Origin of the sequence: Streptomyces pactum (assembly GCF_016031615.1) — a bacterium.
GTDB lineage: Bacteria > Actinomycetota > Actinomycetes > Streptomycetales > Streptomycetaceae > Streptomyces > Streptomyces pactus.
Map to the genome: position 1 here is coordinate 2,957,142 of NZ_JACYXC010000001.1, position 24,371 is coordinate 2,981,512.

Here is a 24,371-nt window from a genome sequence, read left to right on the forward strand (position 1 = left end):
GGTGCCCCGATGGGCACCCACCGCCCGCACCCCGGGTCCGGCCCGGCAGGCCGGGACCCGACGACCGGCCGCCGCCGCGCCGCGGTCCGCCCGGAGGCCCCGGGGGTCCGCCGCGCGGCGGCGGCGAGCTGCTACTTGGAGTACAGCTCGACGATCAGCTGCTCCTGCACCTGGGTGTCGATCACCTGGCGCTCGGGCAGGTTGTGCACGAGGATGCGCAGCTTGGACGGGATGGCCTCCAGCCACGCCGGCACGGTGCGCTCGCCCGCCTCGGCCTGAGCCACCTGGAAGGGGGTCATGGTCCGGGACTTCGGGCGAACCTCGATGATGTCGTTCACGGCGACGCGGGCCGACGGGATGTCGGTCTTCACGCCGTTCACGAGGAAGTGGCCGTGACGGACCAGCTGGCGGGCGTGGTCCCGGGACTTGGCGAAACCCGCCCGGTAGACCACGTTGTCCAGCCGGCACTCCAGGATGCGCAGCAGGTTCTCACCGGTCTTGCCGGACTTCCTGTTGGCCTCCGCGTAGTAGCCACGGAACTGCTTCTCCAGGACACCGTAGATACGCGCCGCCTTCTGCTTCTCACGCATCTGGAGGAGGTACTCGCTGTCCTTGGTGCGCCCGCGCCCGTGCTCACCCGGGGGGTAAGGACGGATCTCGATCGGGCACTTCGCGCTCTCGCACTTGCTCCCCTTGAGGAAGAGCTTCTGCTTCTCCCGACGGCAACGCTTGCAGTCGGCCCCGGTGTAACGCGCCATTGTTAACTTGTCTCCTAGCTCAGCCGGTGATCAGACCCGGCGCCGCTTCGGGGGGCGGCACCCGTTGTGCGGGGTCGGCGTCACGTCCTGGATCGAGCCCACCTCCAGGCCGGTGGCCTGGAGCGAGCGGATCGCGGTCTCACGGCCGGAGCCCGGACCCTTGACGAACACGTCGACCTTGCGCATGCCGTGCTCCTGCGCGCGGCGGGCGGCCGACTCGGCGGCCATCTGCGCGGCGAACGGGGTGGACTTGCGCGAGCCCTTGAAGCCGACGTGGCCGGCGGAGGCCCAGGAGATCACGTTCCCGGTGGGGTCGGTGATCGAGACGATGGTGTTGTTGAACGTGCTCTTGATGTGAGCGTGCCCGTGGGCGACGTTCTTCTTCTCCTTGCGGCGCACCTTCTTGGCGCCGGCCTGACGGCCCTTCGGAGGCATAAGTTCGGAATCTCCCGTGGAGGTGGTCGGTCCTACTGCCGGACCGCGGTGACATGCGGGTCATCCGGGGTGTCCCGGACGGACCGCAGCTGGCGTCCGGTGAGGACTACTTCTTGCCCGGCTTCTTCTTACCGGCGATCGCCTTGCGCGGGCCCTTGCGGGTGCGGGCGTTGGTGCTGGTGCGCTGACCGTGGACGGGCAGGCCACGGCGGTGGCGCAGACCCTGGTAGCAGCCGATCTCCACCTTGCGGCGGATGTCGGCCTGAATCTCACGACGGAGGTCACCCTCGGTCTTGAGGTTGGCGTCCACGTACTCGCGGATCTTGACCAGGTCCTCCTCGGCCAGGTCGCGGACCCGGGTGTCCGGGTTCACGCCGGTGGCGGCGAGGGTCTCCTGGGACCGGGTACGGCCGATACCGAAGACGTAGGTGAGGGCGACCTCGACGCGCTTGTCGCGCGGAAGGTCAACGCCTGCGAGGCGTGCCATGCATGGCTCCTTGATATTCGGAGGTCTTCCGCAGCACCGCTCCCGGCCCGGCCCGACGGCCCTTCTCCGGGTCCCCGGCCTCCGACCGGGGGTGTCGCTCCCGCGTCAGCGGGGCGGGTGACTGCGTATGTACGTGATGCTGTGCGTCGTCGCGCGAAGAAACTGCGAGGTGCAGGAGTGGTCGCGTCAGCCCTGGCGCTGCTTGTGGCGCAGGTTGTCGCAGATGACCATGACCCGGCCGTGGCGGCGGATCACCTTGCACTTGTCGCAGATCTTCTTGACGCTCGGCTTGACCTTCATGGTGTGAGGTTCTCCGGGTCGTGAGATCTACTTGTAGCGGTAGACGATCCGTCCGCGCGTGAGGTCGTAGGGAGAGAGCTCCACGACGACCCGGTCATCCGGGAGGATGCGGATGTAGTGCATACGCATCTTGCCGCTGATGTGCGCGAGGACCTTGTGACCGTTCTGGAGCTCCACCTTGAACATCGCGTTCGGCAGAGACTCGATCACGGTGCCCTCGATTTCGATGGCGCCTTGCTTCTTGGCCATGTCCTGCTTTCGGGATCGGCTACCTTGGTCGGCCCGTTGACATGATCGTTCCGCCGTATCGAAAGACACGGCAAGAAGGCATGCGTGAGCCGACGTGTCAGTCTACGTCAGCACGTCCCGAAACACGAAACCGGGGGCAGTCTGCCCAGGTGAATGATCATTACGCACGCCCCGGAGCGGGGCCCGGCGGGGGCCGGCCCGGCCCGGCGAGGCCCGGCGGCCGACTCCCGGACGCGGGCGGGACGGGGCCGGGCGGCCGCAGCGGGCCGCAGCGGCCGGGCTCCGGAGGGACCGGCCGGCCGGCGGGGCCGTGGACCGGACCGGTCCGGGAAGCGCCGGAGGGGGGCGCCGGTCCGGAGGCCGCCGCGGGGCCGGGCGGCCGGTCCGCGCCCTCCGGGCGGCCGGCGTGTCGGGTCCGTACCGCGGACCTGCCGCATCACCCGTCCGGCGGGGCCGTACCGCGCGGGACCACCGCGCCACGGGCCCGCCGCACCACCCGGGCGGCCGGACGCCGGCCGGGGGCCCGCCGGCGTCCCGTACGCCTACCGCGCCCCGGCCGGGGCCGGGGCGCTCAGCCCAGCGGGTCCGGCGCGGCCTCGATGCCGTACTCGGCGAGCTTCGCCCGGCCGCCGTCCACAGCGGTGAGGACCAGCGGGCCCTCCTCGGTCAGCGCCACCGAGTGCTCCCAGTGGCTGGACCAGGAGCCGTCGTCGGTCTTGACCGTCCAGTCGTCGGAGAGCACGTGCGTCTTCGCGGTGCCCAGGCTCACCATCGGCTCGATCGCGATGCAGAAGCCGGGGACCAGCTTGGGGCCCTTGCCCCGCTTGCGGGAGACGTAGTTCAGCAGGTGCGGGTCCATGTGCATCTGGCTGCCGATGCCGTGGCCGCCGTAGTCCTCGATGATCCCGTACTTCCCGGAGGCCGGCAGCGGCTGGCGGCGGATGTAGCCCTCGATCGCGCGGGAGATGTCCACCAGCCGGTTGCCCTTGCGGACCGCCGCGATGCCGGCCCACATCGACTCCTCGGTGACCCGGCTCAGCTCGTGCAGCTCCGGGTCGTGCCCGGTGCCCACGAAGTGCGTGAAGGCCGCGTCGCCGTGCCAGCCGTCCACGATCGCGCCGGCGTCGATGGAGATGACGTCGCCGTCCTTGAGCACCGTCGCGGTGTCCGGGATGCCGTGCACCACCACGTCGTTCACCGAGGTGCAGATGGTCGCGGGGAACCCGCCGTAGCCGAGGAAGTTCGACTTCGCGCCGTGCTCGGCGAGCACCTTCCGGGCCGCGTCGTCGAGGTCCTTGGTGGTGGCGCCGGGGACGGCCGCCTCCCGGCACGCCTGGTGGATGGCCGCGACGACCAGCCCGGCCTCTCGCATCTTCGCGATCTGCTCAGGAGTCTTGATCTCCACCATGGGGGTGCCTTCCACGATCCGTCGTTCGGTTGTCCGGGGGGCGCGCCGACCGCGCCGTCTGCTCAACAGTAAGGCCGCGACGCCCCCCGTGGGGCACCGCGGCCGTACCGCAGAGTGCGGGGCTCAGGCCGCCTCGCCCTTACCGGGCAGCGCGTCCATGGCCCGCTGGGTCACCTCGGCGACCTTGCCGAGCGCCGAGATCGTCACCACCAGGCCCTGGGCCTTGTAGTAGTCGATGATCGGCTCGGTCTGGGTGTGGTAGACGTCCAGCCGGGTGCGGACGGTCTCCTCCGAGTCGTCCTGCCGCTGGTACAGCTCCCCGCCGCACACGTCGCACACGCCCTCGGTCTTCGGCGGCGAGTAGCTGACGTGGAAGACGTGGCTGGAGTCGTTGCGGCAGATCCGGCGGCCGGCGATCCGCTTGACCACCTCGTCCTCGGGGACCTCCAGGTCCAGCACCGCGTCCAGCCGCATGCCCTCGGCGGTGAGCATCCCGTCCAGCGCCTCGGCCTGCGAGACGTTGCGCGGGAAGCCGTCGAGGAGGAAGCCGTTCACGGCGTCCGGCTGCGACATGCGGTCCTTGGCCATGCCGATGGTCACCTCGTCCGGGACCAGGTCTCCCGCGTCCATGTAGGACTTCGCCTTCTTGCCGAGCTCGGTGCCCTGGCTGATGTTGGCGCGGAAGAGGTCACCCGTGGAGATGTGCGGGATGGCGAGGTTCTTGGCGAGGTACGCGGCCTGCGTACCCTTGCCAGCCCCAGGAGGCCCGACCAGGACGATTCGCATCAGCGGAGGAACCCTTCGTAGTGTCGCTGCTGAAGCTGGCTCTCGATCTGCTTCACGGTCTCCAGGCCGACACCCACGATGATGAGGATGCTGGTCCCACCGAACGGGAAGTTCTGGTTGGCCTTGAGCGTCACCAGCGCCACCGTGGGCACCAGGGCGATCAGGCCCAGATAGAGAGAGCCGGGCCACGTGATGCGGTTCAGCACGTAGCTCAGATACTCCGCAGTGGGACGACCAGCCCGGATACCCGGGATGAAGCCACCATACTTCTTCATGTTGTCGGCAACTTCTTCGGGGTTGAAGGAGATGGCCACGTAGAAGAAGGCGAAGAACACGATCAGCAGGAAGTAGCTGGCCATGTAGACCGGGTGGTCACCCTGCACGAAGTTGTTCTCGATCCAGACCGCCCAGTCCGCGTTGGAGTTGCTGAACTGGACGATCAAGGCCGGAATGTAGAGCAGGGACGAGGCGAAGATGACGGGAATCACACCCGCCTGGTTCACCTTCAGCGGGATGTAGGTCGAGGTTCCGCCGTACGAGCGGCGCCCGATCATCCGCTTGGCGTACTGGACCGGGATACGGCGCTGAGCCTGCTCGACGAAGACCACCAGGCCGACCATGGCGAGGCCGCAGACGATGACCACGCCGAACTCCAGCCAGCCGCCCATGATCTCGCCGGACTGCTTGATCTGCCACAGACCACCGGGGAAGCCCGCGGCGATCGAGACGAACATCAGGATCGACATGCCGTTGCCGATACCGCGGTCGGTGATCAGCTCGCCCATCCACATGATGAGGGCGGTGCCCGCAGTCATGGTGATGACCATGACCATGGTGACGAAGATCGACTGGTCCGGGATGATCTCAGTGCCGACCGAGCAGCTGCTGAAGAGCGAGCCGCTGCGGGCCGTCGCCACCAGGCCGGTGCTCTGCAGCACCGCCAGTCCGATGGTCAGGTAACGGGTGTACTGCGTGATCTTCGCCTGGCCGGCCTGGCCCTCCTTCTTGAGGGCTTCGAGGCGCGGGATGACCACGGTCAGCAGCTGCAGGATGATGCTCGCCGTGATGTACGGCATGATCGTCAGTGCGAAAACGGTGATCTGTGACAGTGCGCCACCGCTGATCATGTTCACCAGGCCGAAGAGACCCTGGTTGGCCTCGGCCTCGTCCACGCACGTCTGGACATTCTTGTAGTCCACGCCCGGGACCGGGACATGCGCCCCGAGCCGGAACAACACGATGATGCCCAACGTGAACAGCAGCTTCTTGCGCAGGTCGGGCGTCTTGAACGCCCGGGCGAACGCGGTGAGCACGGTGCCTCCTGCGCCCCCCGCGTGCGTGCGCGAGAGGTGACGGTCTTGAGGTTCGACGAATACGAAAACAGTCAACGCCCGCACGGACGCACGCCGCGCGGAAGGTAACGGCGCTCGCCACCTTACCGGCGAGCATGCCCCCCTTGGAACGACCAACCGGGGATGCCCCTTATCAGGGACATCCCCGGCTGGCTGTGCATCGGGCTCAGACGAGCTCGGTGACGGTCCCGCCGGCGGCGGTGATCTTCTCCTTGGCGGAGCCGGAGACCTTGTCCACGGTCACCTGCAGCGCCACGGAGAGGTCTCCGTCGCCCAGCACCTTGACGAGCTGGTTCTTGCGCACCGCACCCTTGGCGACCAGGTCGGCCACCGTGACCTCGCCACCCTGCGGGTAGAGCGCGGCCAGCTTGTCCAGGTTGACGACCTGGTACTCGGTGCGGAACGGGTTCTTGAAGCCCTTCAGCTTCGGAAGGCGCATGTGGAGGGGCATCTGCCCACCCTCGAAGCGCTCCGGAACCTGGTAGCGGGCCTTCGTACCCTTGGTACCACGACCGGCGGTCTTACCCTTGGACGCCTCACCACGACCGACACGGGTCTTGGCGGTCTTGGCGCCCGGGGCGGGCCGGAGGTTGTGGACCTTCAGCGGCTTGCTCTCCGCCATGTCAGTCGACCTCCTCGACCGTCACGAGGTGGCGGACGGTGTGCACCATGCCGCGGATCTCGGGGCGGTCCTCCTTGACGACCACGTCGTTCAGGCGCTTGAGCCCGAGCGAACGCAGGGTGTCACGGTGGTTCTGCTTGCTGCCGATGTAGGACTTCGTCTGGGTGACCTTGAGGCGAGCCATCACACACCCACCCCGGCACGGGCCCGCAGCAGGGCGGCGGGCGCGACGTCCTCCAGCGGCAGGCCACGGCGGGCGGCGATCTCCTCGGGGCGCTGCAGCCCCTTCAGAGCGGCCACCGTGGCGTGCACGATGTTGATCGGGTTGGACGAGCCGAGCGACTTGCTGAGCACGTCGTGGATGCCCGCGCACTCCAGCACGGCACGCACCGGACCACCGGCGATCACACCGGTACCCGGGGAAGCCGGCTTCAGCAGCACGACACCCGCGGCCTCCTCACCCTGGATCGGGTGCGGGATGGTGCCGGCGATCCGGGGGACCTTGAAGAAGTGCTTCTTGGCCTCCTCCACACCCTTGGCGATGGCGGCCGGCACCTCCTTGGCCTTGCCGTAACCGACGCCCACGGTGCCCTCGCCATCGCCCACCACGACCAGCGCGGTGAAGCTGAAGCGACGACCACCCTTCACAACCTTGGCGACGCGGTTGATCGCGACAACACGCTCGACGTAGGCGGTCTTCTCGGCGGCAGCGCCGCCGTCCCGCCGGTCCTTACGGTCCCGCCGCTCGCCGCCACCGGCGCCGCCACCGCGGCGCTGGGGTCCAGCCATTGGAATTACCTCTCTCGTTTAACGTCCGCTTTGCGTACGGAACCGTGGCTCAGAACTTGAGCCCGGCCTCGCGGGCGGCGTCGGCCAGAGCGGCGATGCGCCCGGCGTACTGGTTGCCGCCACGGTCGAACACCACGGCCTCGACACCCGCGGCCTTGGCACGCTCGGCGACCAGGGCGCCGACCTGCTTGGCCTTGGCGGTCTTGTCACCCTCGGCCCCACGGATGGAGGCGTCGAGGTGCGACGCGGAGGCCAGCGTGTGACCCGCGATGTCGTCGATGACCTGAGCGGTGATACCGCGGTTGGAACGCGTCACCACCAGGCGCGGACGCTCCGCGGTGCCGTTGACCCGCTTGCGGACGCGGATGTGGCGTCGCTTGATGGCGGCCCGCTTGTAGGCGTCGCCCTTGGCGATCTTCACACCGTATGCCATGGCTTACTTACCAGCCTTTCCGACCTTGCGGCGGATGACTTCGCCCTCGTACTTGACGCCCTTGGCCTTGTACGGGTCGGGCTTCCGCAGCTTGCGGATGTTCGCGGCGACCTCGCCGACCTTCTGCTTGTCGATGCCCTCGACGCTGAAGCGGGTCGGGGTCTCCACCTTGAAGGAGATCCCCTCGGGGGCCTCGACCAGGATCGGGTGGCTGTAGCCCAGCGAGAACTCCAGGTTGGAGCCCTTCGCCTGGACGCGGTAGCCGACACCGCTGATCTCAAGCTTCTTGACGTACCCCTGGGTCACGCCGGTGATCATGTTCGCCACCAGCGTGCGGGACAGGCCGTGCAGGGCCTTGTTCTGACGCTCGTCGTTCGGGCGGGAGACGACGATGGCGCCGTCCTCACCCTTGGCGATCTCGATGGGCGCGGCAACGGTGTGCGAGAGGGTGCCCTTGGGGCCCTTCACTGCGACCGTACGGCCATCGATGGTGACGTCCACACCAGCGGGAACCTGGATGGGCAGCCGTCCAATACGCGACATGGCTTTTCCTCCGTTCCCGGGTTACCAGACGTAGGCGAGGACTTCCCCGCCCACGCCCTTCTTGGCAGCCTGCTTGTCGGTGAGCAGCCCGTGCGACGTGGAGATGATCGCCACGCCCAGGCCGCCGAGCACCTTCGGCAGGTTGGTGGACTTTGCGTAGACCCGCAGGCCCGGCTTGGAAATCCGCTTGATGCCGGCGATCGAGCGCTCGCGGTTCGGGCCGAACTTCAGCTCCAGGACGAGGCTCTTGCCGACCTCGGCGTCCTCGACCTTCCAGCCGGTGATGTAGCCCTCCTGCTGGAGGATTTCCGCGATGTGCGACTTGATCTTGCTGTGCGGCATCACGACGGAGTCGTGGTACGCCGAGTTCGCGTTTCGCAGACGAGTGAGCATGTCTGCGATCGGATCGGTCATGGTCATGATGGCCTTCGGCCTCTCTCGCCGGGGTTTCCTGTCTGCTCCATCCCTCTCCCCGATCGCCTCACGGCGTCGGGACGGGTGCGGTGCGGGGACCTACGGCGTAGTAAGACGGTCATGGGCGGCGGGCGCCCAACCCCACAAGCCTAAGCGATGTGAGGGAGGGGGCCCGCCATCCATTGCTTACCGAGATCCTGGTCCATCCCCGAGAACGGGGACTACCAGGAGCTCTTGGTCACGCCCGGCAGCTCGCCACGGTGGGCCATCTCACGGAGGCACACGCGGCAGAGGCCGAACTTGCGGTACACGGAGTGCGGACGACCGCAGCGCTGGCAGCGGGTGTACGCGCGCACACCGAACTTGGGCTTGCGGGCGGCCTTGGCAATCAGAGCCTTCTTCGCCATCTCGCTCACGCCTCCTTGAAGGGGAAGCCGAGGTGACGGAGGAGGGCCCGGCCCTCGTCGTCGTTGGTCGCCGTGGTGACCACGGTGATGTCCATACCCCGGACGCGGTCGATCTTGTCCTGGTCGATCTCGTGGAACATGACCTGCTCCGTGAGACCGAAGGTGTAGTTGCCCCGGCCGTCGAACTGCTTCGGGGACAGACCCCGGAAGTCGCGGATACGCGGCAGCGCGAGCGACAGCAGGCGGTCCAGGAACTCCCACATGCGGTCACCGCGGAGGGTGACGTGGGCGCCGATCGGCTGACCCTCACGCAGCTTGAACTGCGCGATGGACTTCCGGGCCTTGGTGACGGCCGGCTTCTGGCCGGTGATCGTGGCGAGGTCGCGGATGGCGCCCTCGATCAGCTTGGAGTCGCGGGCGGCGTCGCCCACACCCATGTTGACCACGATCTTGGTCAGGCCGGGGATCTGCATGACGTTCTCGTAACCGAACTCGTCACGCAGCTTGCCGGCGATCTCTTCGCGGTAGCGCGTCTTGAGACGCGGCGCAGTGGTGGCAGTCATCAGATGTCCTCACCGGTCCGCTTGGCAACGCGGATCTTGTTGCCGTCCTCGTCGAAGCGGTACCCGACGCGGGTGACGACCTTCTTGCCGTCCTTCTCCACCACGAGCTGAACGTTGCTCACGTGGATCGGGGCCTCGACCGTGATGATGCCGCCGGTCTTGGAACCACGGGCGGTCTGACCGGCCTTGGTGTGCTTCTTGACCCGGTTGACACCCTCGACCAGGACCCGGTCCTCGCGGGGGAAGGCCGCGATGACCTTGCCCTGCTTGCCCTTGTCCTTACCGGTGATGACCTGGACCAGGTCGCCCTTCTTGATCTTCATCGGTTACAGCACCTCCGGCGCGAGCGAGATGATCTTCATGAACTTCTTCTCGCGCAGCTCCCGGCCCACCGGGCCGAAGATACGGGTGCCACGGGGGTCACCGTCGTTCTTGAGGATGACCGCCGCGTTCTCGTCGAAGCGGATGTACGAGCCGTCGGGGCGGCGGCGCTCCTTGACGGTGCGCACGACGACAGCCTTGACGACGTCGCCCTTCTTCACGTTGCCACCGGGGATCGCGTCCTTGACGGTGGCGACGATGACGTCACCGATGCCCGCGTAGCGGCGACCGGAACCACCGAGAACACGGATGCAAAGGATCTCCTTCGCACCAGTGTTGTCGGCGACGCGCAGTCGCGACTCCTGCTGGATCACGTCTATCTCCTGATCGTCTGCCGGTTCCCCGCGGGGGCTGCCTGGGCAGCCCCCGCGGAGCCTGGCGGAACCTGGTGCTGGGGTCCGCCGCCGGGCGCGGGGCCCGGGGACGGTGCCCCCAGCGGGGGCGTTGCGGGGGCCTGGGCCCCCGCACGATTACTTGGCCTTTTCGAGGATCTCGACGACGCGCCAGCGCTTGGTCGCGGACAGCGGCCGGGTCTCCATCAGGAGGACACGGTCGCCGACACCCGCGGCGTTCTGCTCGTCGTGCGCCTTGAGCTTGTTGGTACGGCGGATGACCTTGCCGTACAGAGCGTGCTTGACACGGTCCTCGACGGCGACGACGACGGTCTTGTCCATCTTGTCGCTGACGACCAGACCCTCACGGGTCTTGCGGAAGCCGCGCTGCTCGGTCGCGTTCTCGTTCACATTCTTCTCGCTCATCAGGCGCTCTCCACCGTCTCGATGCCGAGCTCGCGCTCCCGCATCAGGGTGTAGATCCGGGCGATGTCCTTGCGGACGGCCTTCAGCCGGCCGTGGTTCTCAAGCTGTCCGGTCGCCGCCTGGAAGCGGAGGTTGAACAGCTCCTCCTTGGCCTCACGCAGCTTCGCAACGAGGTCCTCGTTGTTCAGCTCACGCAGCTCGGACGCCTTGGTCGTCCCCGCCGCCATCACGACTCACCTGCCTCGCGCCGCACGATCCGGCACTTCATCGGAAGCTTGTGAGCAGCGCGGGTAAGCGCCTCACGAGCAATCTTCTCGTTGGGGTAGGACAGTTCGAACATCACCCGGCCGGGCTTGACGTTCGCGATCCACCACTCCGGCGAACCCTTACCGGAACCCATGCGGGTCTCGGCGGGCTTCTTGGTGAGCGGCCGGTCCGGGTAGATGTTGATCCAGACCTTGCCGCCACGCTTGATGTGGCGGGTCATGGCGATACGAGCGGCCTCGATCTGCCGGTTGGTGACGTACGCCGGGGTGACGGCCTGGATGCCGTACTCGCCGAACGCCAGCTCCGTGCCACCCTTGGCCATACCGTTCCGCTTGGGGTGGTGCTGCTTGCGGTGCTTGACCCTGCGAGGGATCAGCATGTCGGTCAGGCCTCCGTTCCGGTGCTCTCAGCGGCCGGAGCAGCGGCGGCGGCCTCGGCCTTGGGGGCCTCGGCAGCGGCGTTCTGCTGCTGCGGCTTGCGACCGCGGCGCTCGCCACCACGGCCACCACGGGCCGGGCGGTCGCTGCCACCGCGCGACGGGCGGTTGCCGGCGCGGGCGGCGGCGTTCTCGGCGCGGACCTCGGCGATGTTCTTCACGTCGCCCTTGTAGATCCACACCTTGACGCCGATGCGGCCGAAGGTGGTCTTGGCCTCGAAGAAGCCGTAGTCGACGTTCGCGCGGAGCGTGTGCAGGGGCACACGGCCCTCGCGGTAGAACTCCGAGCGGGACATCTCGGCGCCGCCGAGGCGGCCACCGCACTGGATCTTGATGCCCTTGGCGCCGGCCTTCATCGTGGACTGCATGCTCTTGCGCATGGCCCGACGGAAGGAGACGCGGGAGGACAGCTGCTCGGCCACGGCCTGCGCGACCAGCTGAGCGTCGGTCTCGGGGTTCTTGACCTCAAGGATGTTCAGCTGGACCTGCTTGCCGGTGAGCTTCTCCAGCTCGCCGCGGATGCGGTCGGCCTCCGCGCCGCGACGGCCGATGACGATGCCCGGCCGGGCGGTGTGGATGTCCACGCGGACGCGGTCACGGGTGCGCTCGATCTCCACCTTGGAGATGCCGGCGCGCTCCATGCCCTTCGTCATCATCCGGCGGATGGCGACGTCTTCCTTGACGTAGTCCTTGTACAGCTTGTCGGCGTACCAGCGGGACTTGAAGTCCGTGGTGATGCCGAGCCGGAACCCGTGCGGGTTAACCTTCTGGCCCATTACCGGGTTCCTTCCTTGCTGCTGACGACCACGGTGATGTGGCTGGTCCGCTTGCGGATCCGGTAGGCGCGGCCCTGGGCGCGCGGGCGGAACCGCTTCAGGGTCGGGCCCTCGTCGACGTACGCCTCGCTGATGTACAGCGTGGAGGCGTCGGTGTGGTCGTAGTTGTGCGCGGCGTTGGCAATGGCGCTGTCCAGCACCTTGCCCACCGGCACGCTCGCGGCCTGCGGGGCGAAACGCAGGACCGCCTGAGCCTCCGTGGCATCCATGCCACGGATGAGGTCCACCACGCGGCGGGCCTTCATGGGCGTGACGCGGATGTACCGCGCCTGGGCCCTGGCTTCCATGGTTGTCCCTTCGGTGTCAGTCATTTCGTCTTCGCTATTCCGCAGATCAGCGACGACGCGACTTGCGGTCGTCCTTCTCATGGCCGCGGAAGGTGCGGGTCGGCGCGAACTCGCCGAGCTTGTGGCCGACCATCGACTCGGTGACGAACACCGGGACGTGCTTGCGGCCGTCGTGCACCGCGATCGTGTGGCCGAGCATGGCCGGGACGATCATCGAGCGGCGGGACCAGGTCTTGATGACGTTCTTGGTGCCGGCTTCGTTCTGGACATCCACCTTCTTCATCAGGTGGTCGTCGACGAAGGGCCCCTTCTTGAGACTGCGCGGCATCTAAACCCGCTCCTAGCGCTTCTTGTTCGTCTTGCGGCGGCGGACGATGTACTTGTTGCTGGCCTTCTTCGGCGAGCGAGTACGTCCTTCCTTCTGACCCCACGGCGAGACCGGGTGGCGACCACCGGAGGTCTTGCCCTCACCACCACCGTGCGGGTGGTCGACGGGGTTCATGACCACACCGCGGACGGTCGGGCGGACGCCCTTCCAGCGCATACGGCCGGCCTTGCCCCAGTTGATGTTCGACTGCTCGGCGTTGCCGACCTCGCCGACGGTGGCGCGGCAGCGGACGTCGACCAGGCGGATCTCACCGGACGGCATGCGGAGGTGGGCCATCGAGCCCTCCTTCGCCAGCAGCTGCACGGAGGCGCCGGCGGACCGGGCGAACTTCGCGCCGCCACCGGGCCGCAGCTCGATGGCGTGGATCACGGTACCGACCGGGATGTTGCGCAGCGCCAGGTTGTTGCCGGGCTTGATGTCGGCCGCGGGGCCGTTCTCGATCCGGTCACCCTGCGACAGGCCACGCGGAGCGATGATGTAGCGCTTCTCGCCGTCCGCGTAGTGGAGCAGCGCGATGCGAGCGGTGCGGTTGGGGTCGTACTCGATGTGCGCGACCTTCGCCGGCACGCCGTCCTTGTCGTGACGGCGGAAGTCGATGACGCGGTACGCGCGCTTGTGACCGCCACCCTGGTGGCGGACGGTGACGCGGCCCGAGTTGTTACGACCACCCTTGCTGTGCAGCGGGCGGACCAGCGACTTCTCCGGCGTGGACCGCGTGATCTCGACGAAGTCGGCGACGCTGGAGCCACGACGGCCCGGGGTCGTCGGCTTGTACTTGCGGATACCCATTTCTCAGTCCTCGGAAGATTCCGGACTTCTGGACGTTCCGGCCTCCGTCAGGAGACCGGGCCGCCGAAGATGTCGATGCGGCTGCCCTCGGCGAGGGTCACGATGGCGCGCTTGGTGTTGGCGCGCTTGCCGAAACCGGTGCGGGTGCGCTTGCGCTTGCCCTGCCGGTTGATCGTGTTGACCCCGGTGACCTTGACCGAGAAGACCGCCTCGACGGCCTGCTTGATCTGGGTCTTGTTCGCGCGCGGGTCGACGATGAACGTGTACTTGTTCTCGTCCAGCAGCGCGTAGCTCTTCTCGGAGACGACCGGCTTGACGAGGATGTCGCGCGGGTCGGAGAAGGTCTTGCTGGTGACAGCGGTCGCCTCACTCATCAGGCGTCGCTCCCTTCGGTCTCAGCGTTCCGGCCGGTAGGCGCCGACACGAAGGACTCGAAGGCGGCCTTGGTGAAGACCACGTCGTCGGAGACGAGCACGTCGTACGTGTTCAGCTGGCCCGGCTCCAGGATGTGCACCTGGGGCAGGTTGCGGGCGGACAGCCACGCGGCCTCGTCCGAGCGCTCGGCGACCAGGAGCACGTTCTTGCGCTCGCTGATCTTGCCCAGCAGGGACTTGGCGGCCTTGGTGGAGATGTCGCCATCGACCAGGGCCGACACCACGTGGATGCGGTCGTGGCGCGCCCGGTCGGAGAGGGCACCGCGCAGGGCGGCGGCCTTCATCTTCTTCGGGGTGCGCTGCGAGTAGTCGCGCGGCACGGGACCGTGCACGACGCCACCACCGGCGAACTGCGGCGCGCGGGTCGAACCCTGGCGGGCGCGACCGGTGCCCTTCTGGCGGTACGGCTTCTTGCCACCGCCACGGACCTCGCCGCGGGTCTTGGTCTTGTGCGTGCCCTGGCGGGCAGCGGCCAGCTGGGCGACGACGACCTGGTGGATCAGCGGAACGCTGACCTTGGCGTCGAAGATCTCCGCGGGGAGCTCGACGGTCCCGGCCTTGTCGCCTGCCGGCGAAAGGATGTCAATGGTGCTCATCGGTTACCTCAGGCCCCCTTGGCCGCGGTACGGACCAGGACGAGGCCGCCGTTCGGACCAGGAACCGCGCCCTTGATGAGCAGCAGGCCCTTCTCCGCGTCAACGGCGTGGACGGTCAGGTTCTGGGTGGTGACCCGCTCGTTGCCCATGCGGCCGGCCATGCGCAGGCCCTTGAACACGCGGCCCGGGGTGGCGCAGCCACCGATCGAGCCCGGCGAGCGGTGCTTGCGCTGGGTGCCGTGGCCGGCGCCGAGGCCACCGAAGCCGTGGCGCTTCATGACACCGGCGGTGCCCTTGCCCTTGCTGGTGCCGGTCACATCGACCTTGACACCGGACTCGAACACCTCAGCGGTGATCTCCTGGCCGAGCGTGTACTCGCTGGCGTCAGCGGTACGCAGCTCCACCAGGTGGCGGCGCGGGGTGACGTCGGCCTTGGCGAAGTGGCCCTTGAGGGGCTTGTTCACCTTGCGCGGGTCGATCTCGCCGAAGGCGATCTGGACGGCGTCGTAGCCGTCCGAGTCAGCGGTGCGCACCTGGGTGACGACGTTCGGGCCGGCCTTGACGACGGTCACCGGAACGACACGGTTGTTCTCGTCCCAGACCTGCGTCATGCCGAGCTTCTCGCCCAGGATGCCCTTGATCTGCTTAGCCATCTCGCGCGTCACCTCAGAGCTTGATCTCGATGTCGACGCCGGCCGGCAGGTCGAGACGCATGAGCGAGTCGACGGTCTTCGGCGTGGGGTCGAGGATGTCGATGAGGCGCTTGTGCGTGCGCATCTCGAAGTGCTCGCGCGAGTCCTTGTACTTGTGCGGCGACTTGATGACGCAGTACACGTTCTTCTCAGTGGGCAGCGGCACCGGGCCCGCGACCGACGCACCCGTGCGGGTCACCGTCTCGACGATCTTCTTCGCCGAGGAGTCGATGACCTCGTGGTCGTAGGCCTTGAGCCGGATGCGGATCTTCTGTCCCGCCATGGCTACTTCGTAGTCCTGTCTCTCGTAACGCTCTGGGACCCGGTGCGTTCCCGTCCAACCACCGCCGACCTCCGACCCACGCGGTCGGGCGTGTCGCACCCCTTCTCGTAAATCTCCCAGGAGAGATTCCCTGCTGAAGGGGTTCACGGGGGAAGGACACCCACCGGGCGCCTGGCTGGGGCCCCGCTGACGCTTCCCGGAAGATTCCCGTACTTCCACCCCTGATGAGGGGTGACGAGTACCGCGGGACTCGCTTCCGGTCCCCCCGGCGGGAGGCGCGCAGCATCGGCACTCAACCGAGCAACCTGAACAGTGTGCCATACGGGCTGTCGCCCGAGCGAATCGGGCGTGGGAGCTTACCCCACCCGGGGGGCGCGCAACCGTCGGCCCGGCGCCCCGCGCGCCCTGCGGGCGGGGCGGGCCCTGCGGGCGGGCGCCGGCCCGGGGGCGGGGCGCGGGCCCTGCGGGCGCCTGCCTCGGAGGACGGCGGCGTAACCGGACCCCTACCGACCGTGGTCGATCTTGCGCGCGGTGACCGAACGCGGTTTCCACCTGTGGCCGCCCGGCCCGGGGAACGCATCCGGTTGGGGCGTTTACAGGGCGAGAACGCCGGCCGGGCGAGCTGCAGCAGCCGGGCGGGCCGACGCCGGCCGCGATGGCGAGTCCTGCCCGGTGCGCGGGCAGAGGCCGGGCGAGACGGCGGGCGGTCGCGCGGGTGAAACGACGGACCTGCCGTCACAGCCCCCGGCGTACGGGTCGGTCGATAGACTCCCTGTATGAGTGTGGCGCATGACCACTACCCCGACCTGCACCGCCTGATCGACCAGCTGCGCCCCGAGCAGGCGGAGGCGGTGCGGTCGGTGGTACTGCAACTCGTCGTCGACAACACATCCGTCACGGAGGGTGTCCAGCAGCCGAGGCGCCGACGGCTCTCGTTCGCCGGCTCGATCGAGGCCGAGCCGGACCTGGCGACCCGCTCTTCCGAAATTCTGCGCAGGGAATTGGGCGAAGCAGGCCAGTGATCATCTGCGATACCGGCCCGATCGTCGCTGCGTTCAACGCAAAGGACGACAGGCACGCCGACTGCCTGGCCCTGCTGGAGACTCATCCGGGTCCGCTGCTGATACCCGCACCGATCCTGGCAGAAGTCTGTTACCTGCTGGGGACACGGGCTGGCCCTCGGGCGGAGGCCATCTTTCTCCGCGCCGTCGCCTCCGGTGAGCTGCGGTTGGTTCCTCTTACTTCGGAAGACCTGTCGCGGATGGCGGAGCTGGTCGAGCAGTACGCAGACCTTCCGCTGGGAGCGGCGGACGCCTCCGTGGTCGCTGTCGCGGAAAGGCTCGGAGCGATCGACGTCGCCACGATCGACCTTCGGCACTTCCACGTCGTCCGTCCGAAGCACGCTCAGGCGCTGACGCTGCTGCCCTGATGAGGCCCGGCCGACGCGGCGGGCGAACTCCTCAGGGGGCCGCCGGCCGCGGGGTCGGCTCGCTCCACGACACCCTCCGGTCGGCGGGGTGGTGCCTATTCTGGCCCGCATGGACGTTCCCACCGTGACCGTGGCCGCCGGGGTGCGGCTGCGCCCGCTCGTCCCGGAGGACGCCGGGGCCCTGTGCGACGCCTACGTACGGAACCGGGAGCACCTGCGGCGCTGGGAGCCGGTCCGGGCCGCCCGCTTCCACACCCCCGAGGGCCAGGCCGACCGCATCCGCGACCAGCTCGCGCAGCAGGCCGAGGGCCGGCTGGCGGCGTGGGTGCTGGACGACGGCGAGCGGATCGTCGGCACCGCCACCCTGAACAGCATCGTCCTGGGCCCCCTGCGCAGCGCCTCCCTCGGCTACTGGATCGACGGCGGCCTCACCGGCCGGGGGCTGGCCACCGCCGCCACGCTGGCGGTCCTCGGCATCGCCGACGAGCGGCTCGGCCTGCACCGGGTGGAGGCGAGCACGCACGTGGCGAACACCGCGTCGCAGCGGGTCCTGGCCAAGTGCGGCTTCGAGCGGATCGGGCTCGCGCCCCGCTACCTCCACATCAACGGGGAGTGGGCCGACCACATCCTCTTCCAGCACATCCTGAACGACCGCCGCCCGCCCGGATAGGCCGGCGGGCCCCTCAGGCGGCGCCGTCGGTGGCACGCGGGCGCGGCGGGGCCCCGGCCGCGGTGTCCCAGGCGCGCCGCTCGGCGTGGTGAAGCCAGTTCAGGTACCACCGCGCGAACGGCACCGGCCCGGTCCCGCCCGGCAGCCGGAGCGGCACCACCCCCTCGCCGACCGCCCGGACGTCCTCCCAGACCGTGCCGAGGTGGGGGCCGTTGATCACGAGCAGGTTGTAGTACGCGCAGCCCCGCTCGCCGATGCAGAGGGTGCCGTCGGTGAGGGCGTCGTGCAGCTCGTCGGCGCGGGCGTCCCAGAGCTGGTACGCGGCGAGGAAGGCGGCCTCGTCGGCGTAGTCGTCCCGCTCCGGCTCGCCGCTCTCCAGCTCGGCCGTCAGCTCGGGCCGGAACGGGGGCTCGGGCGAGGGCGGGGTGTCCGGGCCGGGCGGTCGCAGCGGGAAGAGCCCGTAGTCCGGCCCCGCGCCGCCGGCCCCCACCTCCAGCAGGAAGCTCCGGTACTCCGCGGGCAGCTCGACGGCGAGCGACCGCTCCACCGCCCGCACCTCCGCCTCGGTGAGGACCGGCAGCAGCTCGAAGCCGTGGCCGCCGCCGCGAGGCGACTCGGCGCCGAACACCTCCGTCCGGCCCGGCGCCTCCCGCAGCGCCAGCACCCGCTCGCGGACGCCCGTCCAGATGCCGTCCATGAGTCCTCCCCCGGTGATCACGTCCGGGGGTGAACGGTACGCGGCGGTGGCGAGGGCGGGGCGCGGGGACGGCGGTTCCCGCTCCGGGTCGCAGCTCGGCGGCCCGGCAGGCGGGTCAGTCCTCGTCGGCAGCCCTCTGCGAGAGCGCATGGGCGAGATTGCCGCGGACCGTTGCTGTCAGCGGGTGGCCCTCGCCGAGCACCCGGACGCAGTCGGTGAGCGTCTGCTCGTACAGCGGGACGGCCCGCTCCAGATCCCCCACCGACTCGTAGGCGTGGGCGAGGTTGTTCCGGGAGGTCAGGGTGTCGGGGTGGTCCTCACCCAACACTCGCACACGGTCGGCGAGGGTCTGCTCGAACAGCGGGACCGCCCGCCCCAGATCACCCACCGCCCCGTAGCCGTAGGCGAGGTTGTTCCGGGAGGTCAGGGTGCTGGGGTGGTCCTCACCCAACACTCGCACACGGTCGGCGAGGGTCTGCTCGAACAGCGGGACCGCCCGCCCCAGATCACCCACCGCCCCGTAGGCGCGGGCGAGGTTGTTCCGGGAGGTCAGGGTGTCTGGGTGGTCCTCACCTTGCGCTCGCACATTCCAGGCGAGTGCGCGTTGGAGGTGGTCGATGGCGCGGGTGAGTTGGCCCTGGTCGGTGAGGAAGGTCCCGGCGCGGTGGAGAAGAGCTGCCGTCGCCTCGGTGTCGGCGTCACCGGGGGCGCGGTCGGCCAGGGCATCGATGTGGGGGAGCAGGGTGAGCCAGCGGTCCCAGTCGGCAGGGTCGTACACGGTGCCGGGGAGGGCGCTGTCCAGGTGGGTGGTGGCGCGGTGGCGGGCCCGGTCGATGGTGTCGGGGGTGCGGTGGGGGTCGTCGGGGTCCGGGGTGCGGGCGAGGGCTTGGACGAGCCGGTGAACGGACAGGGTGCCGGTCGCGGGGTCAGGGGTGACCATGCTGTAGGCGGCGAGGAGGCCGAGCGCGGCGTTCACCTCGGGGCAGCCGGTGACATCTCCCAGGAGTTCGGTGGGGATGTGGTCGGGGGCGTACCAGGCCAGGGTGCGCAGCAGGTCGGCGGCGTGGGGCTGGTCGGCTTGGATCCGGTCCAGGGTGGTGCGCCAGATTCGGGCGATGGTGCGCTCGGGTGTGGTGCCCACGGCGCCTTGGCCGTACATCGTGGCGGGGGCGTGGGTGAGGAGGTCCAGGTAGGTGCGGGGTGTGGTGAGGGGGTTCTGCGCCAGGTAGGCGCCCGCCTGTTCGACGGCCAGGGGGAGGTGGCCGAGTTCGGCGCACAGCTCGGCGGCGCCGTCCATGTCCCGCCCCGGGGCGGGGCCGGTGGCCAGGCGGGTGAGCAGGTGCAGTGCTTCGGTCTGGTCGAGTACGTCCAGGCGGACCACGGTGGTGAGGTGGTGCCAGGTGGTGGCGAGTCTGCTGGTGATCAGGAACCGTCCGCCGGGTGCCCGGGCGAGCAGGGGGGCGATATCGGCGGGGTCGTTGACGTTGTCCAGGATCAGCAGCCAGCCGGTGTGGGTGGCCAGCCACTGGACGGCGCGGTCGGCCAGTTCCTCGGAGGGCAGCAGCGTAGCGAGGGCCGGTTGCAGCGCGGAGGCCAGCGCTGCCAGTCCTTCCTGGATGCCGGCGGGGCTGTCGGCGTTGATCCAGCGGACGGGGGAGCAGCCGTGGGGGCGGGTGGCGGCCCAGTGTGCGGCCAGGGTGCTCTTGCCGACCCCGCCCAGCCCGTGGACGGCCTGCACCAGGACCCCGCCCGTGGACATCATGGCGGCGTCGAGCCGTCGCAGGGCGTCGTCGCGGCCGACGAACAGGGCGGGGCGCAGCGGCAGGTTGTCCATCCCCGCACGCGCCGCCACCCGCGCCAGGGGCCGGAAGGCCTCCGCCGGGAGGGAGACGGCGGTGGCGTGGTCACCGGTCTGCACCGTCCCGTAGTTGTCCCGCCCGATGGCGGCCGAATGCCTCCCGGACGCCGCCACCCGCGGGGCGGCCCCGGCAGGCTCGGACGGCGGGGTGGTCTCCTCGGGCCCGGTCGGCGGGGTGGTCGCGTCGGGCGCGGCCGGTGGCGTCTTCCGGCCGCGGGCCAGCCGGGACAGGAAGGGCCGCCTCACCGGCCCTGGCCCTCGCTCTGGTCGCCCGTGGACACGGTTCCGGAGTTGTCCCCGCCGATGGCGACGGACCGCTCACCGGACGCCGACACGGTGCTCGGCGGCGGGGCCGGAGCGGGCGCCGGCGGGGCGGCCGGCGGCTGGGCCGGAGGCCCGGCGGGCGGCGTCCTGGGGGCGTTGTCGCCGGTGGAGATGGTGCCGGAGTTGCTGCCGCCGATCGCGACCGAACGCGGGCCCGACGCGTGGGCCGACCCGTCGGCGGGCGTCGGCCCCGGGTTCTGCGGGGTACGGGTCGCGAAGCCGTAGCCCCACGCCACGGCCAGCGCCGCCAGCGCCCCGCCCAGCGCGGAGGCCACCCCCCACCGGATCGCCGCGTCGTCCATCACCAGCGGCAGCAGCAGCGCCCCGCAGACCGTGGTGACCACGGCGAACGTCCCGACCGTCACCCCTACCGCCACCGCCCACCTGACCCACCGGCTCATCCCAGTCCCCCGCCTCGCAACGTTGCGTGCCCGAAAGACCACGATGCCATCAACCGCCCGTTGCGGGCGCCCGTTTGTACGGCAAGGGCGGCGGACGTCTGCGGGCGGACACCGGCGCGCCCCGCCGCGACGGTACGCGGCGGGGCGCGGGGGCGGTACGACGGTCAGAAGGTGGCCGCGAACCGTACGAAGTCGGCCCATGCCTCCGGGCTGAACGCGAGCTGCGGGCCGTGGGGGTCCTTGGAGTCGCGGACCCGGATCGTGCCGGTGGTCGCGGCGATCTCGACGCAGTCGTTGTTATCGCTACCGCTGTAGCTGCTCTTGAACCACGCGACCTCGACGCAGTCGTTGTTGTTGCTGCCGCTGTAGCTGCTCTTGAACCACACCGGCTCGGCAGCGCCCCCATCACAGGGCTTGAGACTCATGTATCTCCCAGCACTTTCTCGATGAACGCCAGTGACTCCCGTGGGCTGAGAGCCTGGGACCGGATGATTCCGTAGCGGAGATCAAGGAGGTGTACCTCTCGCGGACTGGACACGAGACGCGTCATGAGCTGCGCCTCCGAGTGCCCCACGGCCGTACCGTCCTTGAGCTTCAGCAATTGGACCTCGCCGCCCATCCCCGCGTGGTCCTCACGGTTCGTCGGCATCACTTGGATCTCGACATTCCGCAACTGCCCCACCGCCAGCAGGTGTTCGAGCTGCCGACGCAGCACCATTCTGCCCCCGATGGGCCGCCGCAGCGTCACTTCTTCCTGGACAAAGGTGAGCGTGACCATGGGGGTCCGGGTGAAGATCTCCTGCCGTGCCAGCCGAGCCGCTACGTACCGCTCCAGGTCTTCCTCGGCGAGTGCCGGGCGTCGCACGCCGAACAGCGCCCGGGCGTACTCCTCCGTCTGGAGCAGCCCGTGGAGGTTGTGATTGCCGTACGCACCCAGCTCGACCGCTTCGGCCTCCAGCCGGGCCAGATCCCGCACCTTCTTGGGATACCGCGCCTCCGCGACGTCCTTCTTCATCGCGGCGATCTTCCCGCCGGCGCCCAGGGCCTCGTCCGCCTTGTCCAGGAACTCCGGCCGGGGGATGCGCCGCCCCCGCTCGACGGCCGAGACCAGCTCCTCGCCGTAGCCGATGGCGGCGCCCAGCTCCGCCTGTTTCAGGCCCGCCGCCTCCCGCCAGACCTTGATCTGGCGACCGACCGCCTTCACCACCGCGCCGCTGTCGTCCTCGTCCAGCCCCGGGTCCCATCCGGGACTGTCCGTGCCGTCCGTCGCGGAACTCCTGCGTCCCGGACCCGCCACACCGCCGTTGTCCCCGGTCATCGGCCCACCTCCCTGGCGTCCTTCGTTCCGCAACGCCTGCCGGGCCCGGCCCGTCACGGCGTACGAGCCGGACAGCGGCCGGACGCGTGCCGGACGGGCACACTCCGTGCAGGCGTCGATACTTTTCAGCCTAGGCACGGTTGGCCACGCTAAGTGACGTGAACCACAACATCACTCGAATCGACACGTCCGCTCAAGCCGGTCTCCAGTACTCCGTCCTGCTGTCGGCCACCCGGAAGGGGGCCCGGTTGGCCCGGTTGCTCAGCGTGGAGCAACTGCGCACGCAAGGGCTGCCGTTCGAGACGGCGGCGCTGATCATCGCCGAGCTGGCGTCGAACGCGGCGCTGCACGGGCGGGTGCCGGGCCGCAGCTTCCGGCTGACGCTGAGCACGACGGCGAACGGGCCGCTGGTGACGCTGCGCATCGAGGTGGCCGACACCCGGACCGAGCGGGTGCCGGAACTCCGCCGGCACCCGGCCTCCGACGCCCCGGCGCCGGAGGAGGCCCGCGAGTCGGGGTACGGGCTGCTGCTGGTGGAGGAGCTGGCCGACCGGTGGGGGGCGTTCCTGGGGCCGCTCCCCCGCAAGACGGTCTGGGCGGAACTCGACCTGCCCAGGCCCTGACGGCGGGCCGGCCGCTGTCGTCGTGCCCGGTCGGCCGACCGGCCGGCGGGTCCGCGCCCGGCCGGGGCCGCGCTACCGCCGAGGCCCCGGCGGACGGCCGCCGGGGGCGCGGGCGTCCTCGCGGTACAGGTCCATGACGAGGGCGACGGCCGTGTGGGTCGCCGGGTGCGGGTCGTGGCGCCGCCAGATCAGGTGCACCGGGACCTCCGGGGCGTGCCGCAGCGGCCGGTAGGTGATGCCGTCGCGGCGGTACTGGGCGGCGGTGGCCTGCGGGGTCACCCCGACGCAGCGGCCGGTGGCGATGGCGGCGAGCCAGTCGTCGATGTCCTGGATGTACTCCACGGCCGGGCGTTCCGCCTCGGGCCACAGGTCGAGGGTGGTGGTGCCGGTGCGGCGGTCGATCACCAGGGTGCGGGAGGGGATCTCGTCCAGCCGGACCGAGCGGCGGCCCGCCCAGGGGTCGTCGGAGGCGATCGCGACGTAGCGGCGCTCGTGGCCGACCAGCGCGTGCGACCAGGGCCGCAGGTCGAGCGGGGCCCGGACGACGGCCAGGTCGCACAGGCCCTCGGCGAGGCCGCCGGTGGGGGTGTTCTGCCGGATCAGCTGGAGTTCCACGTCGGGCCGGCGGTCCTGCCAGCGGCGCTGGAACTCGGTGGTGCGGCGGCCGAAGGCGGACCAGGCGTGGCCGACGCGCAGCCGGGCGTGCCCGCTCGCCGCCTCGCTCACCAGCTCCTCGGCGCCGGCGAGCAGCAGCCGGGCGCGGGCCAGGGCGTGCACCCCGGCGGTGGTCGGTTCCACCGTGCGGCTGGTGCGGTGGAGCAGGCGGACGCCGAGCAGCCGTTCCAGGGCCAGCAGGTTCCGGGAGACGGCGGCCTGCGAGATGCCCAGCCCCAGGGCGGCGTCGGTGAAGCTGCCGTGGTCCACGATCGCCACCAGGCAGCGCAGGTGCTTGAACTCCAGCCCGGCGAGACCGTCCCGGCCGCCGTACCCGCCCGCCTCCCGGCCACCCGCCCGTACGCCCGCCCGGTCACCCTCCCGGGCGTCCCTGGTCGCCGCTGCCGCGCCCCGCGCGTCCGCCGTCCATACGCCCAGCGTATCGATGGGCCGCCGGATGCATTTGGCGTATCGGCGGGCCGGGCGCACCGTGAGCGCATGGCGAGGGAGATGTCGTCCGGCGGCCCGGCGGGGCCGGCCGAGGCCGGTGGTGGCGCGGGCGTACCCGGGCCAGGCGGTGGGAGTCCGGGCGCGACGGCCCCGTCCGGCGGCCCGGACGCGGGCGGGACGCGGCCCGGCGAGGTGCGGCCCGGTGGCGGCGGACCCGGAGCCGGGCCCGGCGGGGTGAGCGCCGGCGGGGTGGC

General features: G+C 70.0%; 39 protein-coding genes. 4 read left to right on the plus strand and 35 right to left on the minus strand.

What is annotated here, in order from left to right:
- Positions 1-131: 131 nt before the first annotated feature.
- The 29 genes from rpsD to rpsJ form a co-directional block, all read right to left on the minus strand.
- A complete protein-coding gene (gene rpsD / locus IHE55_RS11480) occupies positions 132-758 on the minus strand; it encodes a 30S ribosomal protein S4 (RefSeq protein WP_197988945.1) in 627 nt (208 codons plus the stop codon).
- Positions 759-788: 30 nt separating this feature from the next.
- Positions 789-1,193 carry a 30S ribosomal protein S11 gene (gene rpsK, locus IHE55_RS11485; RefSeq protein WP_014144338.1) on the minus strand — a complete coding sequence of 135 codons (405 nt, stop codon included), beginning with the start codon at positions 1,191-1,193 and terminating at the stop codon, positions 789-791.
- A gap of 106 nt (positions 1,194-1,299) precedes the next feature.
- Positions 1,300-1,680, minus strand: coding sequence for a 30S ribosomal protein S13 (gene rpsM / locus IHE55_RS11490; protein ID WP_197988946.1), 381 nt, complete (start codon positions 1,678-1,680; stop codon positions 1,300-1,302).
- 186 nt (positions 1,681-1,866) lie between these two features.
- A complete protein-coding gene (rpmJ, locus tag IHE55_RS11495; protein WP_003956441.1) occupies positions 1,867-1,980 on the minus strand; it encodes a 50S ribosomal protein L36 in 114 nt (37 codons plus the stop codon).
- A 27-nt stretch (positions 1,981-2,007) separates the two neighbouring features.
- The gene (gene infA, locus IHE55_RS11500; protein WP_003956442.1) at positions 2,008-2,229 is read right to left on the minus strand and encodes a translation initiation factor IF-1; all 222 of its coding nucleotides are present in this window, start codon (positions 2,227-2,229) and stop codon (positions 2,008-2,010) included.
- Between the two features lie 571 nt (positions 2,230-2,800).
- Complete coding sequence (gene map, locus IHE55_RS11505) at positions 2,801-3,637, minus strand: type I methionyl aminopeptidase (protein WP_197991939.1); 837 nt, start codon at positions 3,635-3,637, stop codon at positions 2,801-2,803.
- A 123-nt stretch (positions 3,638-3,760) separates the two neighbouring features.
- On the minus strand, positions 3,761-4,423 hold the full coding sequence (locus tag IHE55_RS11510) for an adenylate kinase (RefSeq protein WP_197988947.1): 663 nt from the start codon (positions 4,421-4,423) through the stop codon (positions 3,761-3,763).
- Complete coding sequence (secY, locus tag IHE55_RS11515) at positions 4,423-5,736, minus strand: preprotein translocase subunit SecY (RefSeq protein WP_197988948.1); 1,314 nt, start codon at positions 5,734-5,736, stop codon at positions 4,423-4,425. The genes IHE55_RS11510 and secY overlap by 1 nt, the downstream gene beginning before the upstream one ends.
- A gap of 205 nt (positions 5,737-5,941) precedes the next feature.
- Positions 5,942-6,397: a 50S ribosomal protein L15 gene (rplO, locus tag IHE55_RS11520; RefSeq protein WP_197988949.1), complete on the minus strand. Its 456-nt coding sequence runs from the start codon at positions 6,395-6,397 to the stop codon at positions 5,942-5,944.
- Between the two features lies 1 nt (position 6,398).
- Positions 6,399-6,581, minus strand: coding sequence for a 50S ribosomal protein L30 (gene rpmD, locus IHE55_RS11525; RefSeq protein WP_037912396.1), 183 nt, complete (start codon positions 6,579-6,581; stop codon positions 6,399-6,401).
- Positions 6,581-7,186 carry a 30S ribosomal protein S5 gene (rpsE, locus tag IHE55_RS11530; RefSeq protein ID WP_197988950.1) on the minus strand — a complete coding sequence of 202 codons (606 nt, stop codon included), beginning with the start codon at positions 7,184-7,186 and terminating at the stop codon, positions 6,581-6,583. The genes rpmD and rpsE overlap by 1 nt, the downstream gene beginning before the upstream one ends.
- A 49-nt stretch (positions 7,187-7,235) precedes the next feature.
- Positions 7,236-7,619, minus strand: coding sequence for a 50S ribosomal protein L18 (gene rplR / locus IHE55_RS11535; protein ID WP_197988951.1), 384 nt, complete (start codon positions 7,617-7,619; stop codon positions 7,236-7,238).
- 3 nt (positions 7,620-7,622) lie between these two features.
- Positions 7,623-8,162: a 50S ribosomal protein L6 gene (rplF, locus tag IHE55_RS11540; RefSeq protein WP_197988952.1), complete on the minus strand. Its 540-nt coding sequence runs from the start codon at positions 8,160-8,162 to the stop codon at positions 7,623-7,625.
- A gap of 21 nt (positions 8,163-8,183) precedes the next feature.
- Complete coding sequence (gene rpsH / locus IHE55_RS11545) at positions 8,184-8,582, minus strand: 30S ribosomal protein S8 (RefSeq protein WP_197988953.1); 399 nt, start codon at positions 8,580-8,582, stop codon at positions 8,184-8,186.
- Between the two features lie 215 nt (positions 8,583-8,797).
- The gene (locus IHE55_RS11550; protein WP_003956452.1) at positions 8,798-8,983 is read right to left on the minus strand and encodes a type Z 30S ribosomal protein S14; all 186 of its coding nucleotides are present in this window, start codon (positions 8,981-8,983) and stop codon (positions 8,798-8,800) included.
- Positions 8,984-8,988: 5 nt separating this feature from the next.
- Positions 8,989-9,546 (minus strand): 50S ribosomal protein L5, encoded by a 558-nt coding sequence (gene rplE, locus IHE55_RS11555; protein ID WP_197988954.1) that lies wholly within the window; start codon positions 9,544-9,546, stop codon positions 8,989-8,991.
- On the minus strand, positions 9,546-9,869 hold the full coding sequence (rplX, locus tag IHE55_RS11560) for a 50S ribosomal protein L24 (protein WP_197988955.1): 324 nt from the start codon (positions 9,867-9,869) through the stop codon (positions 9,546-9,548). Before rplX ends, rplE begins: the two co-directional genes overlap by 1 nt.
- A gap of 3 nt (positions 9,870-9,872) precedes the next feature.
- Positions 9,873-10,241, minus strand: coding sequence for a 50S ribosomal protein L14 (rplN, locus tag IHE55_RS11565; protein WP_055718836.1), 369 nt, complete (start codon positions 10,239-10,241; stop codon positions 9,873-9,875).
- Positions 10,242-10,397: 156 nt separating this feature from the next.
- Complete coding sequence (rpsQ, locus tag IHE55_RS11570) at positions 10,398-10,685, minus strand: 30S ribosomal protein S17 (RefSeq protein WP_197988956.1); 288 nt, start codon at positions 10,683-10,685, stop codon at positions 10,398-10,400.
- Positions 10,685-10,912, minus strand: a complete 228-nt coding sequence (rpmC, locus tag IHE55_RS11575; protein WP_197988957.1) for a 50S ribosomal protein L29 — start codon at positions 10,910-10,912, stop codon at positions 10,685-10,687. Before rpmC ends, rpsQ begins: the two co-directional genes overlap by 1 nt.
- The gene (gene rplP / locus IHE55_RS11580; protein ID WP_135338454.1) at positions 10,912-11,331 is read right to left on the minus strand and encodes a 50S ribosomal protein L16; all 420 of its coding nucleotides are present in this window, start codon (positions 11,329-11,331) and stop codon (positions 10,912-10,914) included. The genes rpmC and rplP overlap by 1 nt, the downstream gene beginning before the upstream one ends.
- Before the next feature lie 5 nt (positions 11,332-11,336).
- Positions 11,337-12,164 (minus strand): 30S ribosomal protein S3, encoded by an 828-nt coding sequence (gene rpsC / locus IHE55_RS11585; protein WP_197988958.1) that lies wholly within the window; start codon positions 12,162-12,164, stop codon positions 11,337-11,339.
- Complete coding sequence (gene rplV, locus IHE55_RS11590; RefSeq protein WP_197991940.1) at positions 12,164-12,511, minus strand: 50S ribosomal protein L22; 348 nt, start codon at positions 12,509-12,511, stop codon at positions 12,164-12,166. Before rplV ends, rpsC begins: the two co-directional genes overlap by 1 nt.
- A gap of 46 nt (positions 12,512-12,557) precedes the next feature.
- Positions 12,558-12,839 (minus strand): 30S ribosomal protein S19, encoded by a 282-nt coding sequence (gene rpsS, locus IHE55_RS11595; RefSeq protein WP_197988959.1) that lies wholly within the window; start codon positions 12,837-12,839, stop codon positions 12,558-12,560.
- 12 nt (positions 12,840-12,851) lie between these two features.
- The gene (gene rplB / locus IHE55_RS11600) at positions 12,852-13,688 is read right to left on the minus strand and encodes a 50S ribosomal protein L2 (RefSeq protein WP_197988960.1); all 837 of its coding nucleotides are present in this window, start codon (positions 13,686-13,688) and stop codon (positions 12,852-12,854) included.
- Positions 13,689-13,735: 47 nt separating this feature from the next.
- Complete coding sequence (gene rplW, locus IHE55_RS11605) at positions 13,736-14,062, minus strand: 50S ribosomal protein L23 (RefSeq protein WP_197988961.1); 327 nt, start codon at positions 14,060-14,062, stop codon at positions 13,736-13,738.
- Positions 14,062-14,718: a 50S ribosomal protein L4 gene (rplD, locus tag IHE55_RS11610; protein ID WP_197988962.1), complete on the minus strand. Its 657-nt coding sequence runs from the start codon at positions 14,716-14,718 to the stop codon at positions 14,062-14,064. The genes rplW and rplD overlap by 1 nt, the downstream gene beginning before the upstream one ends.
- Positions 14,719-14,726: 8 nt before the next feature.
- A complete protein-coding gene (gene rplC, locus IHE55_RS11615) occupies positions 14,727-15,371 on the minus strand; it encodes a 50S ribosomal protein L3 (RefSeq protein ID WP_197988963.1) in 645 nt (214 codons plus the stop codon).
- Positions 15,372-15,384: 13 nt separating this feature from the next.
- The gene (gene rpsJ / locus IHE55_RS11620; protein ID WP_003948644.1) at positions 15,385-15,693 is read right to left on the minus strand and encodes a 30S ribosomal protein S10; all 309 of its coding nucleotides are present in this window, start codon (positions 15,691-15,693) and stop codon (positions 15,385-15,387) included.
- 776 nt (positions 15,694-16,469) lie between these two features.
- Here rpsJ and IHE55_RS11625 point away from each other — a divergent pair.
- The 3 genes from IHE55_RS11625 (at position 16,470) to IHE55_RS11635 (ending at position 17,792) form a co-directional block, all read left to right on the plus strand.
- A complete protein-coding gene (locus IHE55_RS11625; protein WP_197988964.1) occupies positions 16,470-16,715 on the plus strand; it encodes a hypothetical protein in 246 nt (81 codons plus the stop codon).
- Complete coding sequence (locus IHE55_RS11630) at positions 16,712-17,122, plus strand: type II toxin-antitoxin system VapC family toxin (protein WP_197988965.1); 411 nt, start codon at positions 16,712-16,714, stop codon at positions 17,120-17,122. Before IHE55_RS11625 ends, IHE55_RS11630 begins: the two co-directional genes overlap by 4 nt.
- A 109-nt stretch (positions 17,123-17,231) precedes the next feature.
- Positions 17,232-17,792 carry a GNAT family N-acetyltransferase gene (locus tag IHE55_RS11635; RefSeq protein WP_197988966.1) on the plus strand — a complete coding sequence of 187 codons (561 nt, stop codon included), beginning with the start codon at positions 17,232-17,234 and terminating at the stop codon, positions 17,790-17,792.
- A 13-nt stretch (positions 17,793-17,805) separates the two neighbouring features.
- Here the strand turns inward: IHE55_RS11635 and IHE55_RS11640 are convergent, their stop codons facing one another.
- From IHE55_RS11640 to IHE55_RS11660, 5 genes are all read right to left on the minus strand, one after another.
- Positions 17,806-18,489, minus strand: coding sequence for an SMI1/KNR4 family protein (locus IHE55_RS11640; RefSeq protein WP_197988967.1), 684 nt, complete (start codon positions 18,487-18,489; stop codon positions 17,806-17,808).
- 115 nt (positions 18,490-18,604) lie between these two features.
- Complete coding sequence (locus IHE55_RS11645; protein ID WP_197988968.1) at positions 18,605-20,593, minus strand: tetratricopeptide repeat protein; 1,989 nt, start codon at positions 20,591-20,593, stop codon at positions 18,605-18,607.
- Positions 20,590-21,036 carry a hypothetical protein gene (locus IHE55_RS11650; RefSeq protein ID WP_307826615.1) on the minus strand — a complete coding sequence of 149 codons (447 nt, stop codon included), beginning with the start codon at positions 21,034-21,036 and terminating at the stop codon, positions 20,590-20,592. Before IHE55_RS11650 ends, IHE55_RS11645 begins: the two co-directional genes overlap by 4 nt.
- Positions 21,037-21,236: 200 nt before the next feature.
- Positions 21,237-21,497 (minus strand): DUF397 domain-containing protein, encoded by a 261-nt coding sequence (locus IHE55_RS11655; protein WP_197988969.1) that lies wholly within the window; start codon positions 21,495-21,497, stop codon positions 21,237-21,239.
- A complete protein-coding gene (locus IHE55_RS11660; RefSeq protein WP_197988970.1) occupies positions 21,494-22,390 on the minus strand; it encodes a helix-turn-helix domain-containing protein in 897 nt (298 codons plus the stop codon). The genes IHE55_RS11655 and IHE55_RS11660 overlap by 4 nt, the downstream gene beginning before the upstream one ends.
- 158 nt (positions 22,391-22,548) lie before the next feature.
- On the opposite strand from IHE55_RS11660, the gene IHE55_RS11665 reads away from it, so the two are divergent.
- Positions 22,549-23,013 (plus strand): ATP-binding protein, encoded by a 465-nt coding sequence (locus tag IHE55_RS11665; protein WP_197988971.1) that lies wholly within the window; start codon positions 22,549-22,551, stop codon positions 23,011-23,013.
- Positions 23,014-23,085: 72 nt separating this feature from the next.
- On the opposite strand, the gene IHE55_RS11670 is transcribed toward IHE55_RS11665, so the two are convergent.
- On the minus strand, positions 23,086-23,973 hold the full coding sequence (locus IHE55_RS11670) for a LysR family transcriptional regulator (RefSeq protein WP_197991942.1): 888 nt from the start codon (positions 23,971-23,973) through the stop codon (positions 23,086-23,088).
- Positions 23,974-24,371 lie beyond the last annotated feature (398 nt).

What these genes read in the sequence shown, in the direction of transcription:
- rpsD (WP_197988945.1), bottom strand. Translation starts at nt 758, where the DNA reads ATGGCGCGTTACACCGGGGCCGACTGCAAGCGTTGCCGTCGGGAGAAG.
- rpsK (WP_014144338.1), bottom strand. Translation starts at nt 1,193, where the DNA reads ATGCCTCCGAAGGGCCGTCAGGCCGGCGCCAAGAAGGTGCGCCGCAAG.
- rpsM (WP_197988946.1), bottom strand. Translation starts at nt 1,680, where the DNA reads ATGGCACGCCTCGCAGGCGTTGACCTTCCGCGCGACAAGCGCGTCGAG.
- rpmJ (WP_003956441.1), bottom strand. Translation starts at nt 1,980, where the DNA reads ATGAAGGTCAAGCCGAGCGTCAAGAAGATCTGCGACAAGTGCAAGGTG.
- infA (WP_003956442.1), bottom strand. Translation starts at nt 2,229, where the DNA reads ATGGCCAAGAAGCAAGGCGCCATCGAAATCGAGGGCACCGTGATCGAG.
- map (WP_197991939.1), bottom strand. Translation starts at nt 3,637, where the DNA reads ATGGTGGAGATCAAGACTCCTGAGCAGATCGCGAAGATGCGAGAGGCC.
- IHE55_RS11510 (WP_197988947.1), bottom strand. Translation starts at nt 4,423, where the DNA reads ATGCGAATCGTCCTGGTCGGGCCTCCTGGGGCTGGCAAGGGTACGCAG.
- rplO (WP_197988949.1), bottom strand. Translation starts at nt 6,397, where the DNA reads ATGGCGGAGAGCAAGCCGCTGAAGGTCCACAACCTCCGGCCCGCCCCG.
- rpmD (WP_037912396.1), bottom strand. Translation starts at nt 6,581, where the DNA reads ATGGCTCGCCTCAAGGTCACCCAGACGAAGTCCTACATCGGCAGCAAG.
- rpsE (WP_197988950.1), bottom strand. Translation starts at nt 7,186, where the DNA reads ATGGCTGGACCCCAGCGCCGCGGTGGCGGCGCCGGTGGCGGCGAGCGG.
- rplR (WP_197988951.1), bottom strand. Translation starts at nt 7,619, where the DNA reads ATGGCATACGGTGTGAAGATCGCCAAGGGCGACGCCTACAAGCGGGCC.
- rplF (WP_197988952.1), bottom strand. Translation starts at nt 8,162, where the DNA reads ATGTCGCGTATTGGACGGCTGCCCATCCAGGTTCCCGCTGGTGTGGAC.
- rpsH (WP_197988953.1), bottom strand. Translation starts at nt 8,582, where the DNA reads ATGACCATGACCGATCCGATCGCAGACATGCTCACTCGTCTGCGAAAC.
- IHE55_RS11550 (WP_003956452.1), bottom strand. Translation starts at nt 8,983, where the DNA reads ATGGCGAAGAAGGCTCTGATTGCCAAGGCCGCCCGCAAGCCCAAGTTC.
- rplE (WP_197988954.1), bottom strand. Translation starts at nt 9,546, where the DNA reads ATGACTGCCACCACTGCGCCGCGTCTCAAGACGCGCTACCGCGAAGAG.
- rplX (WP_197988955.1), bottom strand. Translation starts at nt 9,869, where the DNA reads ATGAAGATCAAGAAGGGCGACCTGGTCCAGGTCATCACCGGTAAGGAC.
- rpsQ (WP_197988956.1), bottom strand. Translation starts at nt 10,685, where the DNA reads ATGAGCGAGAAGAATGTGAACGAGAACGCGACCGAGCAGCGCGGCTTC.
- rpmC (WP_197988957.1), bottom strand. Translation starts at nt 10,912, where the DNA reads ATGGCGGCGGGGACGACCAAGGCGTCCGAGCTGCGTGAGCTGAACAAC.
- rplP (WP_135338454.1), bottom strand. Translation starts at nt 11,331, where the DNA reads ATGCTGATCCCTCGCAGGGTCAAGCACCGCAAGCAGCACCACCCCAAG.
- rpsC (WP_197988958.1), bottom strand. Translation starts at nt 12,164, where the DNA reads ATGGGCCAGAAGGTTAACCCGCACGGGTTCCGGCTCGGCATCACCACG.
- rplV (WP_197991940.1), bottom strand. Translation starts at nt 12,511, where the DNA reads ATGGAAGCCAGGGCCCAGGCGCGGTACATCCGCGTCACGCCCATGAAG.
- rpsS (WP_197988959.1), bottom strand. Translation starts at nt 12,839, where the DNA reads ATGCCGCGCAGTCTCAAGAAGGGGCCCTTCGTCGACGACCACCTGATG.
- rplB (WP_197988960.1), bottom strand. Translation starts at nt 13,688, where the DNA reads ATGGGTATCCGCAAGTACAAGCCGACGACCCCGGGCCGTCGTGGCTCC.
- rplW (WP_197988961.1), bottom strand. Translation starts at nt 14,062, where the DNA reads ATGAGTGAGGCGACCGCTGTCACCAGCAAGACCTTCTCCGACCCGCGC.
- rplD (WP_197988962.1), bottom strand. Translation starts at nt 14,718, where the DNA reads ATGAGCACCATTGACATCCTTTCGCCGGCAGGCGACAAGGCCGGGACC.
- rplC (WP_197988963.1), bottom strand. Translation starts at nt 15,371, where the DNA reads ATGGCTAAGCAGATCAAGGGCATCCTGGGCGAGAAGCTCGGCATGACG.
- rpsJ (WP_003948644.1), bottom strand. Translation starts at nt 15,693, where the DNA reads ATGGCGGGACAGAAGATCCGCATCCGGCTCAAGGCCTACGACCACGAG.
- IHE55_RS11625 (WP_197988964.1), top strand. Translation starts at nt 16,470, where the DNA reads ATGAGTGTGGCGCATGACCACTACCCCGACCTGCACCGCCTGATCGAC.
- IHE55_RS11635 (WP_197988966.1), top strand. Translation starts at nt 17,232, where the DNA reads ATGGACGTTCCCACCGTGACCGTGGCCGCCGGGGTGCGGCTGCGCCCG.
- IHE55_RS11640 (WP_197988967.1), bottom strand. Translation starts at nt 18,489, where the DNA reads ATGGACGGCATCTGGACGGGCGTCCGCGAGCGGGTGCTGGCGCTGCGG.
- IHE55_RS11655 (WP_197988969.1), bottom strand. Translation starts at nt 21,497, where the DNA reads ATGAGTCTCAAGCCCTGTGATGGGGGCGCTGCCGAGCCGGTGTGGTTC.
- IHE55_RS11660 (WP_197988970.1), bottom strand. Translation starts at nt 22,390, where the DNA reads ATGACCGGGGACAACGGCGGTGTGGCGGGTCCGGGACGCAGGAGTTCC.